The organism is Pseudarthrobacter sp. alpha12b (assembly GCF_054130495.1).
Genome location: NZ_CP196746.1, coordinates 3,859,152 through 3,875,495, shown reverse-complemented (window position 1 = coordinate 3,875,495; position 16,344 = coordinate 3,859,152). Strand labels below are relative to the sequence as shown.

Annotated in this window: 11 protein-coding genes and 1 pseudogene; 4 read left to right on the top strand and 8 right to left on the bottom strand. The window is 68.1% G+C overall.

What is annotated here, in order from left to right; genetic code table 11:
• Window positions 1–66: 66 nt before the first annotated feature.
• Complete coding sequence (locus ACTAQI_RS17880; protein ID WP_457947638.1) at window positions 67–981, top strand: alpha/beta fold hydrolase; 915 nt, start codon at window positions 67–69, stop codon at window positions 979–981.
• Here the strand turns inward: ACTAQI_RS17880 and atzF are convergent.
• The 5 genes and pseudogenes from atzF to ACTAQI_RS17855 form a co-directional block, all read right to left on the bottom strand.
• A complete protein-coding gene (atzF, locus tag ACTAQI_RS17875; protein ID WP_457947636.1) occupies window positions 959–2,806 on the bottom strand; it encodes an allophanate hydrolase in 1,848 nt (615 codons plus the stop codon). The two genes, ACTAQI_RS17880 and atzF, sit on opposite strands and share 23 nt — an antisense overlap.
• Window positions 2,803–6,546, bottom strand: a complete 3,744-nt coding sequence (gene uca / locus ACTAQI_RS17870; RefSeq protein WP_457951102.1) for an urea carboxylase — start codon at window positions 6,544–6,546, stop codon at window positions 2,803–2,805. The genes atzF and uca overlap by 4 nt, the downstream gene beginning before the upstream one ends.
• A gap of 11 nt (window positions 6,547–6,557) precedes the next feature.
• Window positions 6,558–7,235, bottom strand: coding sequence for an urea amidolyase associated protein UAAP2 (locus tag ACTAQI_RS17865; protein WP_457947635.1), 678 nt, complete (start codon window positions 7,233–7,235; stop codon window positions 6,558–6,560).
• Complete coding sequence (locus tag ACTAQI_RS17860) at window positions 7,232–7,963, bottom strand: urea amidolyase associated protein UAAP1 (RefSeq protein ID WP_457951101.1); 732 nt, start codon at window positions 7,961–7,963, stop codon at window positions 7,232–7,234. The genes ACTAQI_RS17865 and ACTAQI_RS17860 overlap by 4 nt, the downstream gene beginning before the upstream one ends.
• Before the next feature lie 207 nt (window positions 7,964–8,170).
• Window positions 8,171–9,652: pseudogene (locus tag ACTAQI_RS17855) on the bottom strand (amino acid permease); the annotation flags it as partial.
• A gap of 241 nt (window positions 9,653–9,893) precedes the next feature.
• On the opposite strand from ACTAQI_RS17855, the gene ACTAQI_RS17850 reads away from it, so the two are divergent.
• Entirely contained in the window at window positions 9,894–10,565 is a 672-nt protein-coding gene (locus tag ACTAQI_RS17850; RefSeq protein ID WP_457947634.1) for a TetR/AcrR family transcriptional regulator, read from the top strand.
• A gap of 59 nt (window positions 10,566–10,624) precedes the next feature.
• Window positions 10,625–11,461, top strand: coding sequence for an alpha/beta fold hydrolase (locus ACTAQI_RS17845; protein WP_457947633.1), 837 nt, complete (start codon window positions 10,625–10,627; stop codon window positions 11,459–11,461).
• A 10-nt stretch (window positions 11,462–11,471) separates the two neighbouring features.
• Here the strand turns inward: ACTAQI_RS17845 and ACTAQI_RS17840 are convergent, their stop codons facing one another.
• Together ACTAQI_RS17840 and ACTAQI_RS17835 are read right to left on the bottom strand one after the other, a co-directional pair.
• On the bottom strand, window positions 11,472–12,971 hold the full coding sequence (locus tag ACTAQI_RS17840; RefSeq protein WP_457947631.1) for an MDR family MFS transporter: 1,500 nt from the start codon (window positions 12,969–12,971) through the stop codon (window positions 11,472–11,474).
• 122 nt (window positions 12,972–13,093) lie between these two features.
• Complete coding sequence (locus ACTAQI_RS17835) at window positions 13,094–13,660, bottom strand: type 1 glutamine amidotransferase domain-containing protein (protein WP_457947630.1); 567 nt, start codon at window positions 13,658–13,660, stop codon at window positions 13,094–13,096.
• Between the two features lie 380 nt (window positions 13,661–14,040).
• Between ACTAQI_RS17835 and ACTAQI_RS17830 the strand changes: the two genes are divergently transcribed.
• The gene (locus ACTAQI_RS17830; protein WP_457947628.1) at window positions 14,041–15,714 is read left to right on the top strand and encodes a DUF222 domain-containing protein; all 1,674 of its coding nucleotides are present in this window, start codon (window positions 14,041–14,043) and stop codon (window positions 15,712–15,714) included.
• Here ACTAQI_RS17830 and ACTAQI_RS17825 read toward each other — a convergent pair.
• On the bottom strand, window positions 15,711–16,328 hold the full coding sequence (locus tag ACTAQI_RS17825; RefSeq protein ID WP_457947626.1) for a TetR/AcrR family transcriptional regulator: 618 nt from the start codon (window positions 16,326–16,328) through the stop codon (window positions 15,711–15,713). The two genes, ACTAQI_RS17830 and ACTAQI_RS17825, sit on opposite strands and share 4 nt — an antisense overlap.
• Between the last annotated feature and the right edge of the window lie 16 nt (window positions 16,329–16,344).

Here is a 16,344-nt window from a genome sequence, read left to right as displayed (position 1 = left end):
AGTTTACCGGGCATTGGCTACCCGGACTTTCAGCTGCCCCGCAGGCTTGCGCCCTAGGATGGGCGGGTGAAAGAACGGGTACTTCCAACGCACGACGGCGGCAGGCTGGCTTTATACAGCTACGGCACCGAGGACGCGCCCGGCGAAAAGCGGGTGCTGCTGATCGGTGGCGCGTTCCTCACGGCCCTGATCTACCGGCCGTTCTCCATTGCGCTGGCGAAGGGCCTGGGCGATGGCTGGGCTGTTGACGTCTACGACCGGCGGGGCCGGGGCAACTCCTCCGAGCAGCCCGCGGACTATTCCATGGCCACCGAGATCGAGGATGTCCGGACGGCGCTCAAAGCCACCGGTGCCCGGAACATCCTGGGCCACAGCCTGGGCGGATCGGTGGCACTGAACGCGGTCCAGGAGTTCGCCGGGACCGAGTTCGTCCCGGACAAGCTGGCCGTGTACGACGCGGCGGTGAACATTGACGGCAGCATCGACACCGCCTGGCTGGACGGGTTCGAGGACGCCGTCAACAACGGCAGGGTGGGGCACGCGCTGGCGCACATGAAGAAGGCCACCAGCCCGGGCTCAGCCATGGCCAGGATCCCCGAACCGGTCCTGGCCGGCCTGATGGCGGTGTTGTCGCGGACCAAGGTCAACAGGATGTTCCAACAGGTCATGCCCAGCGGGGTGGGCGAGCTGAGGGCGGCGTACGACGAAAAGGACCACGCCAGGGATTTCAGCGTGCTGCCCGCCGGAACCCACTTCATGGCAGGCGGCAAGAGCCCCAGCTATTACCGGGTGACGGCGGAACGGCTCCACGCAGCCGTGCCGGGGAGCACCTACCAGCTCTCCCCCAAGTGCTTCCACGGGTCCATCCCGGCGGCGGTCAAGGACCTGGTCACGGCAATTTCCGACTACTTCCGGGACGGGCATCCGGACGGGGAGTCCCGCCCGGATGCCCGTGACGCTATCCCCGTTCCCCGCGGCTGAACCCGGCCAGGGCAGCTTCCCCGAGGTCCCGCCACACCGTCCGCGGCTTCGGTTCCCCGGCCCGGTCGGCGAGCCAGTCGCCCCAGGCTGTGATGTCCTCCCCGCCCGCAGCGGCAACGGCGTCGCAGGCGAACCCTACGGCGGTGGACCCGTCCGAGAGCTGCACCGATCCCAGCAGCATGGGTTCGGGGAGCGCAGCAAGGAACGCCCCCAAGGCCGCCGGGGACAAGAGCCACCGCTCCCCCGCCAGCTCCGCGCCGTCGTCGGACCGGTACACGCCCGGCTTGGGTGGCACCGTGTCGAGCGCCACCATCCGGTACCGCGCCGCCGTCCGGACCGGGCCGTCCCAGAACGCCCCGAGTTCCTCCATCTGCGGCGCCAGCGGCTGCCCTTTGCGGTGCGCGCCCACCACCACCAGCGGCCTCCATTCAGCGCCCGCAGTCACCGGCCATGGAACGGACGACGACGGCCGCCCGGCTTCCGCCGTTGCCCCGGCTGCCGCGCCGGCAGCAAAGAGGGCCGGCGCATCCGGGGTCACTTCCAGGCGGCGGGCGATGTCCGCTGCAACGGCGTCATGGAAGGTGCGGCCCACCACCGTGAGCCCGAACTGCGCGCCGTCCGCTTCCCCGGCCGGGACGGCCACCGCGCACAGGTCAAAGAGGTTGCAGAAGTTCGTGTACGTGCCCATCAGCGAGTTCACGCCGACGGGGTCCGCGGCCACCTCGGCCAGCGTGGGGTGGAAGGGCGCGGTGGGGACCAGCAGGGCATCAAAGCCCTCAAGCCGGGCCATGGCCTTGTTTTTCAGTTCCTCCAGCCGGCCGGTATCGGCGACGTACCGGTGCGCGGGCACTGTGCCCGCCGCCCGGATGATGCCTTCCACGGTGGGATCGATGCCCGCCCCGCCGTCAGCGCCGCCGTCGGACGTTTCCAGGAAAGCGCCCACGGCGGCGTGGCGCTCGGCCACCAGCCCGCCGTCGTACAGCAGGCGGGCCGCCTGGAGGAAGTCGTCGAAGTCGATCGGTGCGGCGTCCACCCCGGAAGCCCGCAGCCGGTCAATGTGGCGGTCGAATTCGGCGGCCCACTCCGGCGGCAGTGCCGGCAGGTTTGCCGGGTAGGCCACGCGCGGTCGTGACGGCGCGGCAAGCCTGACGTCCGCGGGCCACGCCCGGGCGTTGCCGGCCATGATGCCCATGGCGAGCTCGGCGGTGGCCAGGTGCCGGGCGAAGATGGTCACGGCGTCCCAGGACCGGCAGGCCGGCACCACCCCGGCTGTGGAGACGACGTTCAGCGTTGCCTTGATGCCCACGATGCCCTGCAGCCCGGCCGGGACCCGGCCCGAGCCGGCGGTGTCCGTACCGATCGCGATATCCACCAGCCCCAAGGCCACCGCTACCGCGGAGCCGGAGCTGGAGCCGCCGGAGATGTACTCCGGCCGTCGGGAATCCCGGACGGCACCGTAGGGGCTCCGGGTCCCCACCAGTCCGGTGGCGAACTGGTCCAGGTTGGTGGCGCCCAGGACCAGGGCCCCGGCCGCGCGGAGGCGGGCCACCGCTTCCGCGTCCTTGTCCGGGGTGTAGGCAAAGCCCGGGCAGGCGGCGGTGGTGGGGATACCTGCCACGTCAACGTTGTTCTTGACGGCCAGCAGCAGCCCGGCCAGCGGGAGCTCCGCCCCGGCGGCAACGGCCGCGTCAATGGTTGCGGCTTCGGCCAGGAGGTCCTCCCCGCCGCGCAGCGTGATCCAGATTTCCGGCCGGTCCACAGCCTCAACAGCCGCCAGCGCTGCCTGGACGCGCCTGGTGGCAGCGCCGTTGATTGTGGTGCTCATACTGCCGCCTCTTCCAGTTCCTGTGCCTCGAGATCCAGGTTTTCCACTTCCCCGGTCGCCAGGTCGCTGCCGCCCAGGACCACTACTGCCTCACCGGCCACCACCTGGGAACCGGCAGCCTGCAGGACGCGGACTACCACGCCATCGCACGGCGCTTCGAGGACCGTTTCCATCTTCATTGCCTCCAGCGAAACCAATGGCTGTCCCTTGACCACGCGGTCACCTGCGGCCACGTCCACCTTCCAGACGCTTGCAGCGAAGGGTGCGGAGACCAGAGAGCCGCCGTCCGGAACCTCCACGTCGTCCACCACGGGAGTGACGACGGCGGCCAGCGCCTCCACACGATCGAACTCACCGGCGTCGGCCCATGCCTGCCGCTCGACGGCGAAGGCGGCGCCCTGCTTTTCCCGGAACGCCTCGATGGACGCGGCGTTCTCCGCCAGGAACTTTTCGTGCTCGGCGAGCGAGAAAGTCCCTTCCTCGATCTCGACGCCCCGGCCGCGGCCCGCGGCCATGTCGGCGCGCAGGTCCAGGAGTTCCTCTGGGCTGACCGGGTACCAGGAGATCCGATCGAAGAAGCGCAGCAGCCACGGCGAACCGGGTTCGAACGGGGCTGAGTCGGCGTACCGGGACCACACCTGGGTGGTGCGGCCCACGAACTGGTAGCCGCCGGGGCCCTCCATGCCGTAGATGCACATGTACGCGCCGCCGATACCCACAGCATTCTCCGGCGTCCAGGTGCGGGCCGGGTTGTATTTGGTGGTGACCAGGCGGTGCCGCGGGTCCAGCGGGGTGGCCACCGGGGCGCCGAGGTACACGTCGCCCAGCCCAAGCACCAGGTACTCGGCGTTGAACACGGTATCGAAGACGTCGTTGACCGAGTCCAGGCCGTTGATGCGGCGGATGAACTCGATGTTCCACGGGCACCAGGGGGCGTCGTCCCGGACGCCTGCCATGTAGCGTTGGATCGCTTCACGGGTGGCGGGGTCGTCCCAGGACAGCGGCAGCCGGACGGTGCGGCTGGGAACCACCAGTTCGGAGCTGGCAGGCAGTGCTGCCTCGACCTCCTGGACCAGGTCCAGCAGCCGCGTGGTGGACAGCACGGACGGATCCACCTTGATTTGGAGCGACCGGATGCCCGGGGTGAGGTCCACGACGCCCGGCACACGGAGCGCCTCGATCTGCTGGTGCAGGGCGTGGACCCGGGCGCGCAGGCCAAGGTCCAGCACCATCTCGCCGTATTCCACCAGCAGGTTGTCGTCCCCGGAGCGGCGGTAGGTGACGGCAGGCCGGCCGGAACCTTCCGGCACGCGGCCCAGCACGCCGTCGTCGCCATCGCCGCGGAAGCCGCGGCTGGTCGCCGGGGCGGCCACGGACGGGTTCGGCGACCACTCCGCGTCACCCGGCAGCACCAGCTGGCGGCCGGGCCCCAGGTCCCTGGCCGACGGCGCCTGGCTGGCTTTGATGGGCACGAACCGGACCTTGTCCCCCGGGCGCAGCTGGCCCAGCTTCCAGCGGTCGGCCGTCACCACGGTGACGGGGCAGACGAAGCCGCCCAGGCTGGGTCCGTCCGGGCCCAGCAGGATGGGGGTATCACCGGTGAAGTCCAGGGCCCCCACCGAGTAGGCGGTGTCATGGATGTTGGAAGGGTGCAGGCCTGCCTCGCCGCCGTCGGTCCGCGCCCAGCGGGGTTTGGGGCCGATCAGGCGGACGCCGGTGCGGGCGGAGTTGAAGTGGACCTCGTACTCCGCGGCGTACAACTCCTCGATATCTTCGGGCTGGAAGAACTCCGGGGCGCCGTGCGGGCCTTCGGCCACGGCCAGTTCCCAGGCGGAGGTGAGGGCGGGACGGCTGTCCAGCGGCACCGCTGCGGCAGGTGCTTCAGCCTGGGCCTCGGGGCCAGGCTTCACGGAGCGGAGCACGTCACCGGCGCGGAGGACGCGTCCGGCGTGGCCGCCGAACTGCCCCAGCGTGAAGGTGGACGCGCTGCCCAGGTACTCGGGGATGTCCAGGCCGCCCTGGAACAGGATGTAGCCGCGCAGGCCCTTGGCGGTCGCCGTGCCAACGTCGAGCGTCCCGCCCGCGGGAACCGTGACGGGTGCCCAGGCCTGCACCTCCGCGCCGTCCACCGTGACCGTTACTTCTGCGCCGGTGACGCAGACGGTGGTGGCGTGCGTGAACACAAGGCTGGGGCCGGTCATGGTGAACTCCAGGCCGGGCGCGCCTTCCGGGTTGCCCAGGGCGGTGTTCCCCAGCCGGAAAGAGAGGTCATCCATGGGGCCGCTTGGCGGGACCCCTATCTGCCACAGCCCCGTCCGGCCGGGCCAGTCCTGCACGGTGGTCTGGAGGCCGGGACGTTCCACGGTGATGCGCGGCTCCGGGTCCCCCACGCTGTCCAGGGTGCTGGTTGAGTGGTCAACGCTGCGGACCACGTCCATGCCGGTGACAGCGCGGAGCAGCCCTAAGTTGGTTTCAATGCCGTCGACCCGGGTCCCGGCGAGCGCCCTTGCCAGCCGGTCAAAAGCCTCGCCGCGGCTCGCGCCGGACGTGATGATCTTGCCCAGGAGGGGATCGTAGTTGGTGGACACCTCGGTGCCCGTCTCCACCCAGGCGTCCACGCGGACACCGTCTGTGGCAGGGAATGCGGCGTTGGTGACCGTGCCGGCGCTGGGCTGGAAAGCGCGGGCCGGGTCCTCCGCATAGACGCGGGCTTCCACTGCGTGGCCGGAAACGGGCAGGCCGTCAGGCAGGCCGGCAAGGACGCCGGCCGCTTCCGCGCCGCCCTGGGCCAGGCGGAGCATCCACTCCACCAGGTCCACCCCGGTCACGGCCTCGGTGACAGGGTGTTCCACCTGGAGCCGGGCGTTGACTTCCAGGAAGGAGGCTTCCTTGCGCGCCGAGTCATAGACGAACTCCACGGTGCCGGCCGACCGGTAGTTAAGGGAGGCGCAGAGGGCGCGGGAGCTGCGGTGCAGTTCCTCCCGCAGCTCTGCCGGCAGATCCGGGGCCGGCGCTTCCTCGAGGACTTTCTGGTGGCGGCGCTGCAGGGAGCAGTCCCGGTCACCGAGACTCACCACCCGGCCGTCGCCGTCACCAAAGACCTGGACCTCGACGTGCCGGGCGTTCTCCACGTAGCGCTCGGCGAAAACCCCAGCGGTGCCGAAGCTGGCGCCGGCCAGGCGGGCCACGCGGGGGAAGCTGTCCACGAGTTCGGCCTCGGAGCGGCAGACCGTCATGCCGATTCCGCCGCCACCGCCGGTGGCCTTGAGCATCAGCGGAAAGCCAATTGTGTCGGCGGCCGCAACGGCGGCGTCCACGTCCTCAAGCAGCCCTGAACCGGCGATCATGGGCACCCCGGCCGCCCGGGCGGCGTCGCGCGCTGTGTGTTTGGTGCCGAAGATGCGCAACTGCTCGGCGGTGGGGCCCACAAAAACCAGCCCGGCGGCCTCGACGGCTTCGGCGAAGGCCGCGTCCTCGGAGAGGAAGCCGTAGCCGGGGTGGATGGCGCCGGCGCCGGTTTCCTTGGCGGCGGCAAGGATGGCTTCCACCCGGAGGTAGGACTCCTTGGCCGGTGCGGGCCCCAGGAGCACGGCTTCATCGGCGAGCCGGACGTGCTTGGCGCCGCGGTCCGCCTCGGAGAAGACGGCGACGGTCCGGAGTCCGAGCTTGCGGGCGGATTCGATGATGCGGCACGCAATTTCACCGCGGTTGGCGACCAGGAGGGTGTCGAAGGCGTTCACGTTCTTGCTGTTCACTTGGCAGCCTCCGGCCGGGTGACGATCATGCGGACGGGGGTGGGGTTGAAGCCGTTGCAGGGGTTGTTGATCTGCGGGCAGTTGGAGACGAGCACCAGGGTGTCCACCTCGGCCTTCAGGGCCACGCGCTTGCCGGGAGCGGACAGGCCGTCAACGATGCCCAGGGCACCGTCCGGGTCCACCGGGACGTTCATGAACCAGTTGATGTTGGACACCAGGTCCCGCTTGCCCAGGCCCCAGCGCGAGCCCTCGATCAGGAAATTCTCCACGCAGGCGTGCTGTTCACGGGTGTGCTGCCCGTAGCGGAGCGTGTTGGACTCCTGCGAGCAGGCGCCACCGATGGTGTCGTGCACGCCCACCTCGTCAGCAACAACGGTCATCAGGGGCGCCCCGGTGTCCGCCCGCAGGACGGAACCCGTGGTGAGGACGATCGACTGCTGCGCCGCGATGGTGGCGGCGGCCGAGTAGCGCACAGTGGTGTCGGCCGCGGCATAGAGCAGGCAGTCCACGGCCTGGTTGCCTTCCAGGTCCACGATGGTCAGGACATCGCCCGCTGCCACGACCGCGGACCATGGGCCGCGGGCTTCGACGAACTCGTCAAGGACCACGGTGCCTGGGGCGAGGGCCGTGTCGGCGGCGTCATGGGTTGACCTGGTATCGATTGCAGTGTTCATCGGGAGTTCCTAGCGGCGAGATCGTGGTCAGTGTTGCGGAGGGCCTGCAGGTGCTCCGGGGCCAGCGGGCCGCTCAGGCTGCCGGACTCCAGCGCGGCGAGGTCCTGCGGTGCGTGCCAGGCAAGGATGTCAACGGCGGTGCCGGTGAAGTCCGCGCGCGGGTCCAGCGGGTGGGCGGTGTTGGCCAGGACCAGCACGGCGTCCATGTGGAGGAGAAGTTCGACGGCGGCACCCGGCCCCGCGCTGCCGGTGAACGTGATGCTGCCGGCCGGGTCCACGTTGATGCCCTTGAAGAAGGAGAGCGACGGCGCCACATCCCTGGTGCCCAGCCCGTTCTTCAGTGCGCCCAGGGTCAGCAGTTCGCGGGCTGCGGGCGACGCACTGTGGGCGGTCCCCGCACCGTACTTCTCGGCGTTGCCGGCGAGGGTGGTGGCGCCGGTGAGCGCGTCATGGCGGGCGGAGGTGTCCGCGACGATGGTGGCCATCAGGCGGCCGGCGTCGGACAGCAGCGGGTGCCCGGCACCGGGGTAGGCCTGCCAGGGGACCTTGACGGTGTCGGCCACGTTGAGGCGTTCGTGCAGGTTGCCGGTGCGGTACAGGAGGGTGTGCACGCACGCGTCACCGGCCGTGTCGGTGAGCCTGATGCGGGTGCCGCGGGCCAGCGCCATGGTGGTGTAGCGGCCAAAGGCAAGGGACTCCGCCCACGTGGGGGACGCGCCGTCGGGCATTCCGGTCACAAGGCGGGCCGGAGCGGAAGCTGCGGGCACGTGGCGCATGGTGTCCGCCGTCTTGCCGTGCTGATCCCTGGCGTGAGAGCGGGCGCCGGCCGTGGTGGCGGTTCCGGTTGCTGGTGTTTCGAGGGTCTGTGTCATGTCAGTCCTGTGCTGGTTCTTACGGGCGGATGTGTTCTTGGGGCTCAGGCCTTGGCGGTATTTCCGGCCCCGGACCCACAGGCCCAGGAGCAGGACGGCCGCCACCATCAGGGGCGCGGACCAGAGCAGGAGCCCGTTCTCGCCGGAGGGGTCGTACACCTCAGGCCGGGGCCAGGCGAGGTTGACCACCATGACGCCGCCGTAAAGGACAGCCAGGATGTTGACCGGAAGGCCCCACCGGCCCAGGGAGAACAGTCCGGCAGGCATTGTCTGGCCCACCCGCGCCCAGTCACCGCGGAGGCGGTTAATCAGTTGCGGAATGGTTACCAGGAGGTAGGCGATGTAGACCATGACGATGCAGACGCTGCAGAGGGTGGTGAACAGGGCCGCGTTGCCAACGTTGATGGCCAGTACTCCCACTGCCAGGGCACCGATGGCGATGGAGGGCCACATGGGCGTGCCGCGGGTGGGGTGGACTGAGGAGAGCAGGGCCGACGCCGGGAGCTTGCCGTCGCGGGCCATGGAAAATACCAGCCGGGAACCGGCGGTCTGGATCGCCAGGGTGCAGACGAAGATGGCGATGGCCACATCCACCAGGAGGACCTTGCCCCAGAAGGTGCCCAGGACTGCGGTGAGGACGTAGGGCAGGCCCTCGGTGGCCAGGCGGCCGTCGTCGAGGCTGGGCGCCGCCATCAGTGCGGTGATAATCATCAGCGCGCCGCCGATGCCGGAGATAAGCAGGGCGGAAAGGATGGTCCGGGGAGCGGTGCGGCGCGGGTCCTTGGTTTCCTCGGACAGTTCACCGGCGGAGTTGAAGCCCACCATGACGTATGCGGCCATCAGTCCTGACACCAGGAAGGCTCCCACGGCGCCGAGGTCGGAGCCCTGCAGCACGGTGGTGTCCGCCACGACCTCCGGTCCGCGCTGGGCGGCGCTGATGAGGGCCAGGATCACGGCCGCGACGCCCACGATCTCGCAGGTGACGCCAACGGAGTTTACGTGGGCCATGAGCTTCACGCCCAGGGAGTTGATGATGGTGGTGGCCACCAGGAGGACTGCGCCCAGGACGACGGCGTTCGATGCGCCCGTGACCGTATTGAGGGCCGGATCGCCGCCCACTACCTGGAAACCGTCCCAGAGCTGGGGAAGGACCACCTGCAGGGCGATGGCGGCTGCGGCTGCGGTGACCACCTGCGCTATGGACATGAACCAGCCGGCGAACCAGCCGATGCCTTCCCCGCCGACGCGCCGCGCCCACTGGTACACGGCCCCGGAGAGGGGGTAGCGGGCGGCGAGTTCGGCGAAGTTCAGGGCCACGAGCAGCTGGCCCACCAGGACCACCGGCCAGGTCCAGAAGAACGCGGGTCCGGCGAAGGAGTAGCCGAAGGCGAAGAGCTGGAAGATGGTGGTGAGGATGGATACAAAGGAGAAGCCGGCGGCAAAGGAAGCGTAGCGGCCGAGCTTTCGGTGGAGGGTGGGCTGGTAGCCAAGGGACGTCAGGTCTGCATCGTCCTGGTGGACGGTGGGGAGAACTGTTGATGTCATGGGAATCTCCGGAACTGGAAAGGGATCTTGGGGGCGAAGCCTCCCGGCACCGCAGCGCTCGGCCGAAGGCTGCTGATTACCGGTCAATTGATAGTTTTCCAGCGGGATGTCCCCAAACAGTTTCACCTCTGTAAAAGGCGGATAGACATCTTGTTTCGCGCGGATTTCCGTCCCCTCACCGCAGCCGAGGGGCGGCTTCCGGCTGCCACATGGTCCTGCCCGGGAATGCAAGAATGAGGCCGTGACTTCAGCCGGACCGGGCCGCCCCCGCCACCAGCAGCCCTCGCGGCCGGGGGCAACCGCGCGCGACGAAATCCTCGACGCCGCGGCGGAGCTTTTCACCACCCAGGGTTTTGCCAGCACCTCCACCCGGTCCATCGCGGACGCCGTGGGAATACGGCAGTCGTCCCTCTACCACCACTTCAAAACCAAGGACGACATCCTCGAGGACCTGCTGGAGGGAACCGTGTCCGGCGGCCTGAAGTTCGCGCGCGCAGTGGCGGCGCTGCCTGCCGACGGCCCCGGAACCGAAAGCCCGGCTGGAAGCCGCCTGCACGCCGTCGCGCTTTATGACGGCACCCAGCTGTGCACCGCCCGCTGGAACCTTGGCGTCCTGTACCACCTGCCCGAGGTCCGGAGCACCCGCTTTGCCCGGTTCCTCAGTGACCGCCGGGAGCTCAGGCGGATATACGGGGAACTGGGACGCGGTCTTTCAGCCACCGCTGCCGGACCGGACGGCGGTGACGTCACGTTCCGCCTGGTCGAATCGCTGATCTACCTGCGGGCGGACGGCGCGGTTGATGCCGGTTCGGCGCTGCAGGCGGCAGATGCCGGGCTGATCCTCTGTGGGCTGGGCCACCAGCTGCCGGCCATCCGCGCGGCGGGCCAGGCGCTTATCGACCGCCTGGCGTGAGTTCCGGTCCGCACGCGCCCGGGATGCCCGCACCCGGCTTGCTCGGCTAGGCTCGGACCATGACGCGTGAGAATATCAGGACCCCCGACGGCGGCACTGTGGAGCTCTTCTCCACCGGCGCGGAACTGGCTTCGGCAGGTTCGGGCGTGGTGGTTGTACCGCCCTCCATGGTGACGGCCGCGGACTACACCAAATTTGCCCAGAAGCTCAGCGCTGCCCTGGGCAGGCCAGTGCACACGTTCAACCGGCGCGGCCGCGGCTCGTCGTCGCCGCAGCCCGAGGATTACACGCTGGACGTGGACATCCGGGACCTGGACACGGTCATGAAGCACACTTCCAGCACCGACGTCTTTGGCCACAGCTTCGGCGGCGCCGTTGCCCTGCACGCTGCGCGGACCCTTCCGGTGGAACGCCTGGCCGTCTACGATCCCGCGGTCTCCGTGAACGGCAGCGTCACCGCCGACTGGATTGTGGAGTATGAGCGCGCCATCGCCGCCGGAGACCATGACCGCGCCCTCGCCGTGATCCAGCGGGGCCTGGAAGCGGGCGGCTCCTTCTCTTCGCGGATGCCGCTTTCCATGCTCACCCTGGCCAACAAGCTGACGGCCGGCACCACTGAAGGCAAGCAGCAGCGCGAGCTGATGCGCACCGGTGTCCGCGAGATCAAGGCGATCATTGCCGCTGACATGCCGGCCGAGCCGTTCCAGGCGCTGCCCCTGGAGACACTGATCGTGGTCGGCGAAAAGAGCCCGGCCTACTTCGGCATCGCCTGCGGCCAGATCCACGACGTGCTCTCCGGCTCCAGCTACACCATCCTGCCCGGTTTCGGCCACGACGGCGCCATCAAGGCCCCGGACAAGCTGATCAAGGAACTGAGCGACTTCTTCGCCGGCTGACCCAGTTGGGCTAGTGGGCGCCGTGGCCCGGTCCGGCACCTTCGGTCTTGCGCATCATCGCGGAAAGTACGACGGCGGCGAGGGCTATGACGGTTGCCGTCATGAAGGCGGCGCTCATCCCGGCGACGAGTCCGGATGCCGCACTCACCACGGCGAAGATGGACACGAGCAGCGCCGTGCCCGCGGCGCCGGCCACCTGCTGGGTGGTGCTCATGATCGCGGAGCCGTGGGAGTAAAGGTGCGGCGGCAGGGGGTTCAGACCGGTGGTGAAGGCTGGGGTGAACAGCAGCGCGAGGCCGAAACTCAGCCCCACGTGCAGGGTGACGATCCACCAGACCGCGGTGCCGGCGTCGAGCATTGAAAACTGCCAGAGGGCCGCCACCATCAGGATGGACCCGGTGACCGTGAGCGGCAGCGGGCCCACCTTGTCGAATGCGCGGCCGATGAGCGGACCCAGCAGGCCCATGGCCAGGCCGCCGGGAAGCAGGGCAAGGCCGGTCTCAAGCGACCCGAGGCCGCGGACTTCCTGGAGGTAGAGCGGCAGCAGGATGACGCCGCCGAACAGGGCCATCATGGCCACCACCATCAGCAGGACCGAAACGGTGAACATCCGGAGGTTGAACGCGCGCAGGTCCAGCAGCGGTGCGGCTGCCTTCTGGAGCCGGACCTGGCGGAGGACGAAAACCGTCAGGGCAGCGACGCCGATGACCAGCGCTGCGATGGCACCGGCGCTGGGACCTGCCTGGCCGCCGTGGCCGCCGCCGATCTGGCTAAGCCCGTAAACCAGGCCACCGAAGGCGGGGACGGTGAGGATGACTGACAGGACGTCGAGCTTGCCCTTCTCCACCTCGCCTACATTGGTGAGGTACTTGGCACCGATGGCCAGCGCCGCGAGGGCCACGGGCAGGACGAAGACGAACATGAAGCGCCAGGTGAAGTGCTCAAGGATCAGCCCCGACACGGTGGGACCCATGGCCGGCGCCACCGAGATAGCGATGCTGACGTTTCCCATAACCGCGCCGCGCTTGGCCAGCGGCACCAGGGTGAGGATGGTGGTCATCAGCAGCGGCAGCATGATGGCGGTGCCGCCCGCCTGGACGATGCGCGCCAGGAGCAGGACCTCGAACCCGGGGGCCGCTGCGGCAAGCGCTGTTCCGCCGGCAAACAGGCCCATGGCCAGCATGAAGACGGCCCGCGTGGAGAGGCGCTGGAGGATGAAGCCGGTGGTGGGGATGACCACGGCCATGGTGAGCATGAATCCTGTGGACAGCCACTGGACGGTAGGTGCGTCCACGCGAAGGTCCACCATGAGTCGCTGCAGGGCAACATTCATGATGGTTTCGTTGAGGATTACCACGAACGTCGCCACCAGCAGCGTGCTGATGATGGTTACAGACTCCCGGGACATCTTCTCCGGTGCAGCGGGCAGGGATCCTTGGCGGACCCCTTCGCCGAGTCCTTGGTCAGGGGCGGGCTTCCCGCTCGCGTTCGGAGAGACTTCGGTAGACATGATTGTTCCCTCAGGGAGAGTGGTGAGTGATGCGCGGAGCTGGCCGCTGCAGATTCCAACACTCTACCCGCTGGAGTAATTCCTCCATACGGGTTTTTCAACCCTGAGGGAACAATAGGGGGTCAGGCGGTCTGGCCTGCGTGCTGGCCTTCGGAGATCTCCTCCACCAGCTTGTTGTTGAACGCCGGGAGGTCGTCAGGGTTGCGGCTGGTCACGAGGCCCTGGTCCACCACAACCTCCTGGTCCGTCCAGTTGGCGCCCGCGTTCTTCAGGTCGGTTTCGAGGGTGAAGTAGGACGTGACGTTCCGGCCCTTGATGACTCCGGCCTCAATCAGCAGCCAGGGTCCGTGGCAGATCGATGCCACCGGCTTGTGCTGTTCAAAGAAGCTGCGGGTGAAGCTCTGGGCGTCCTTGTCCACACGCAGGTGGTCCGCGTTGACGACGCCGCCGGGAAGCACCAGGGCGTCGAACTCGGACGCATTTGCTTCCGACACCGTGAGGTCGACGTCGAAGGTATCGCCCTTCTCTGTGCCGTTGTAGCCCTGCAGCTTGCCGCTCTTGGGTGCAACCAGGGTGGGTTCGCCGCCGGCATCCTTTACGGCCTGCCAGGGGCTGGTGAGCTCCACCTGCTCCACGCCGTCAGTCAGCAGGAATGCCACCTTCTTGCCCGCGATGCTGTGCTCTGACATTGTTCCTCCTCATGCTTGCGGTTGCGCGCTTTTGGCACGCGGGGTTCCGCTTCGAGAGTTGATTGCCTGACGCTTTCCAGCCTAGGAAAGCCAGAAGTAATAAGCAAGCTGACTATTTATTTCCGGAGCGCATGTTTCTCTGCGCAGGTTCCGCTACGGACATTCCTCTGCGCTGCGCTTATGACTTATCGCGCCGGAAATTTGGGGTGCGAAAAGGAACTTGCGCAGCAAAAAGACGGACGACGGCGGCCCGCGGGCAGGCGCTCGCGGCACCTTGGCAGCAGCTGGGCTGGACAGTTGCGGGGCAGATACGAGCGGCGCAGGTTTGTCAGGCTTACGCGGCAGGTTTGATTGTCAGTGCCTCGATAGATGATGTTCGTATGGAAATCAGCAGCGGTGGCGGGACGGTTTTGGAGGGTGTTCACTCCTCTGTTGCTGCCCTCGATGCGCTGGACCGTGAGGACGCTTTCCTGGCTGCCGGGGCAGGTGTCAGTGCTGACGTCGATGTGGTGCAGCGGCGGTACGAGCTGCGCTTGGATCGTTTGGAAGTCTCGTCCCGGTTGAGGGCACAGCTCGCGGCCGTGGAAGCCCAGGACGCGGTGGAGTGCATCGGGTTCCAGCAGGCCATGCTCGCCCCGGACGCGCCCGTGCATGAACGCACGTATGCGGAGATGTCAGCGGTGGAGGAGATCGCGGGGGTCCTGACCATCAGCTCCGGCGCTGCCGGGGCGTTCGTGGAGCAGTCCCGCCAGGTGTGTTCCCTGCCGCCGGTGACGGACGCACTGGTAGCCGGGACCATTTCCTGGCAGCACGCGAAAATTGTTGCCGACGAAACCGAAGGCCTCACCCCGGCCGGTGCCGCCGCCCTGGTGGCGCACTTCTTCGACCCCGACGCACCCAACCCCGCCCGCGGCGCAGCCCCCGGCGAACTCATCCCCTCCCGGTTCCGCGCCAAGGTCCGCGCCTGGCGGGAACGCCACCACCCCGAAACCTTGGAGAAGCGCCACGCGAAGGGGGTCGCGGACCGGCGGATGGAATACACCCCTGACCGCGACGGCATGGCCTGGATCTCCCTCTACCTCCCCGGCGACACCGCGTGTGCCATCTGGAACCGCAGCACCGCCATCGCCCGCGGCCTCCAAGACCCCGGCGAAACCCGCACCCTCACCCAGCTCCGCCCCGACATCGCAGCATCACTACTCCTCGGTGCAGGAAACACCATCACCGAAAACATTCCAATCGCCACCACTGACACCGCCGCTGGTTCCGGAAGCGCGCCGGGTGCAGGCAGCCCGTCCAGTACGGCGGCTCCCACCGAGATAGACCGAGTCCCCACCCCGCGGGCCGACGTCCTGGTCACGGTGCCGGTCTGCTCCCTGCTCGGCCTGACGGACGAGCCCGCGGTACTGGACGGGTTCGGCCCCATCCCGGCATCGATGGCACGGCGGCTCGTGGCGGACGGGGCGGAGTCGTTCTACCGGGTCCTCGTCGACCCCCGCGACGGCGCGCCACTGGAAATCGGCCGCACCCGCTACCGGCTCCCGGAAACCATCAAACAATGGATCCGCATGCGCGACGGCAAATGCAGCTTCCCCGGCTGCAGCAACCGCACCCTGGACAATGAAACCGACCACCTCACGGCCTGGGAACACGGCGGAACCACCGGCACCAGCAACCTGGCACAGCTCTGCCCAAAGCACCACCGGCTCAAACACGCCTGGCCCTGGCTCCCCACCCCAGCGGCGAAGAACGAGCCTCCCGGCTGGACCTCACCCGCAGGCCGCCACTACAACGCCGAACACCCCGACGCCGAACCAACCCAGTGGCCGCAATGGCTCACGCCCACAGCAACCCTGGGAGAAGACCCCGGATTCGAAGAACTCCCACGATGGGAACCAGACGACGACACACTCATAGACCTCAACGACCTCTCACCAGAAGACCCCGCATGGGCAGAATTCTTCACAAAAACCCTTCGTGCTATCCGGCTAACGCCCCCTCGCCCCGCCCCCCGGACCCCATTGGCGCCTGGGCGTAGACGACTTCCGGGCTAAGCCTTGTGGTGCTCGATCAGCCAGCCCGCCATCTGCCGCGCGCGCTTGCCGGCATCCAGGTCACCGCCTGTAGCCGAGATGATGGATCCCTTCATCAGGATCTGCCAGGAACGTGCGAACCCGTCAGGGTCCATGAGTCCGGCTTCTTCGGCCAATGCCTGCACGTGTCCCCGGAGCTTTGCCAGGTAGTTGATGCTGGCCTGGCCCAGGGGGTGCGAAGGTCCCATCTCCAGCAGGACGTGGATAAAGGTACTTCCTTCAAAGTCGTCTCGCCGGAACCATTCCTCCAGTACATCGAAGATTGCCAGCAGCCGCTCAACGGGTGTTTGTCCCCGCTGCCGCGCCTGGGACACGATCGCCTCAACGGTCCACAGCTTGTCCCGCTGCTCCAGGAACGCCAGGACCAGCGAGTCCTTCGACGGGAAGTGCCGGTAAAAGGTGGCTTTTGCAACCCCTGACCGCTCAATGAGCTCATTGACGCCAACGTCCCGGATTCCCCGGCGGGAGAACAGTTCATAGGCCACCGAAAGGATCCGCTCCAGAGAATTGGTGGCGCCCTCCGGCGTCGTTTGGGAAGACGCGTCAGAAATCGGGACCTTCGCCTCTGTGCTCATAGGACTTGGAGTCTAG

What these genes read in the sequence shown, in the direction of transcription:
- atzF (WP_457947636.1), bottom strand. Translation starts at nt 2,806, where the DNA reads ATGAGCACCACAATCAACGGCGCTGCCACCAGGCGCGTCCAGGCAGCG.
- ACTAQI_RS17865 (WP_457947635.1), bottom strand. Translation starts at nt 7,235, where the DNA reads ATGAACACTGCAATCGATACCAGGTCAACCCATGACGCCGCCGACACG.
- ACTAQI_RS17860 (WP_457951101.1), bottom strand. Translation starts at nt 7,963, where the DNA reads ATGCCCGACGGCGCGTCCCCCACGTGGGCGGAGTCCCTTGCCTTTGGC.
- ACTAQI_RS17845 (WP_457947633.1), top strand. Translation starts at nt 10,625, where the DNA reads ATGACGCGTGAGAATATCAGGACCCCCGACGGCGGCACTGTGGAGCTC.
- ACTAQI_RS17840 (WP_457947631.1), bottom strand. Translation starts at nt 12,971, where the DNA reads ATGTCTACCGAAGTCTCTCCGAACGCGAGCGGGAAGCCCGCCCCTGAC.
- ACTAQI_RS17835 (WP_457947630.1), bottom strand. Translation starts at nt 13,660, where the DNA reads ATGTCAGAGCACAGCATCGCGGGCAAGAAGGTGGCATTCCTGCTGACT.
- ACTAQI_RS17830 (WP_457947628.1), top strand. Translation starts at nt 14,041, where the DNA reads ATGGAAATCAGCAGCGGTGGCGGGACGGTTTTGGAGGGTGTTCACTCC.
- ACTAQI_RS17825 (WP_457947626.1), bottom strand. Translation starts at nt 16,328, where the DNA reads ATGAGCACAGAGGCGAAGGTCCCGATTTCTGACGCGTCTTCCCAAACG.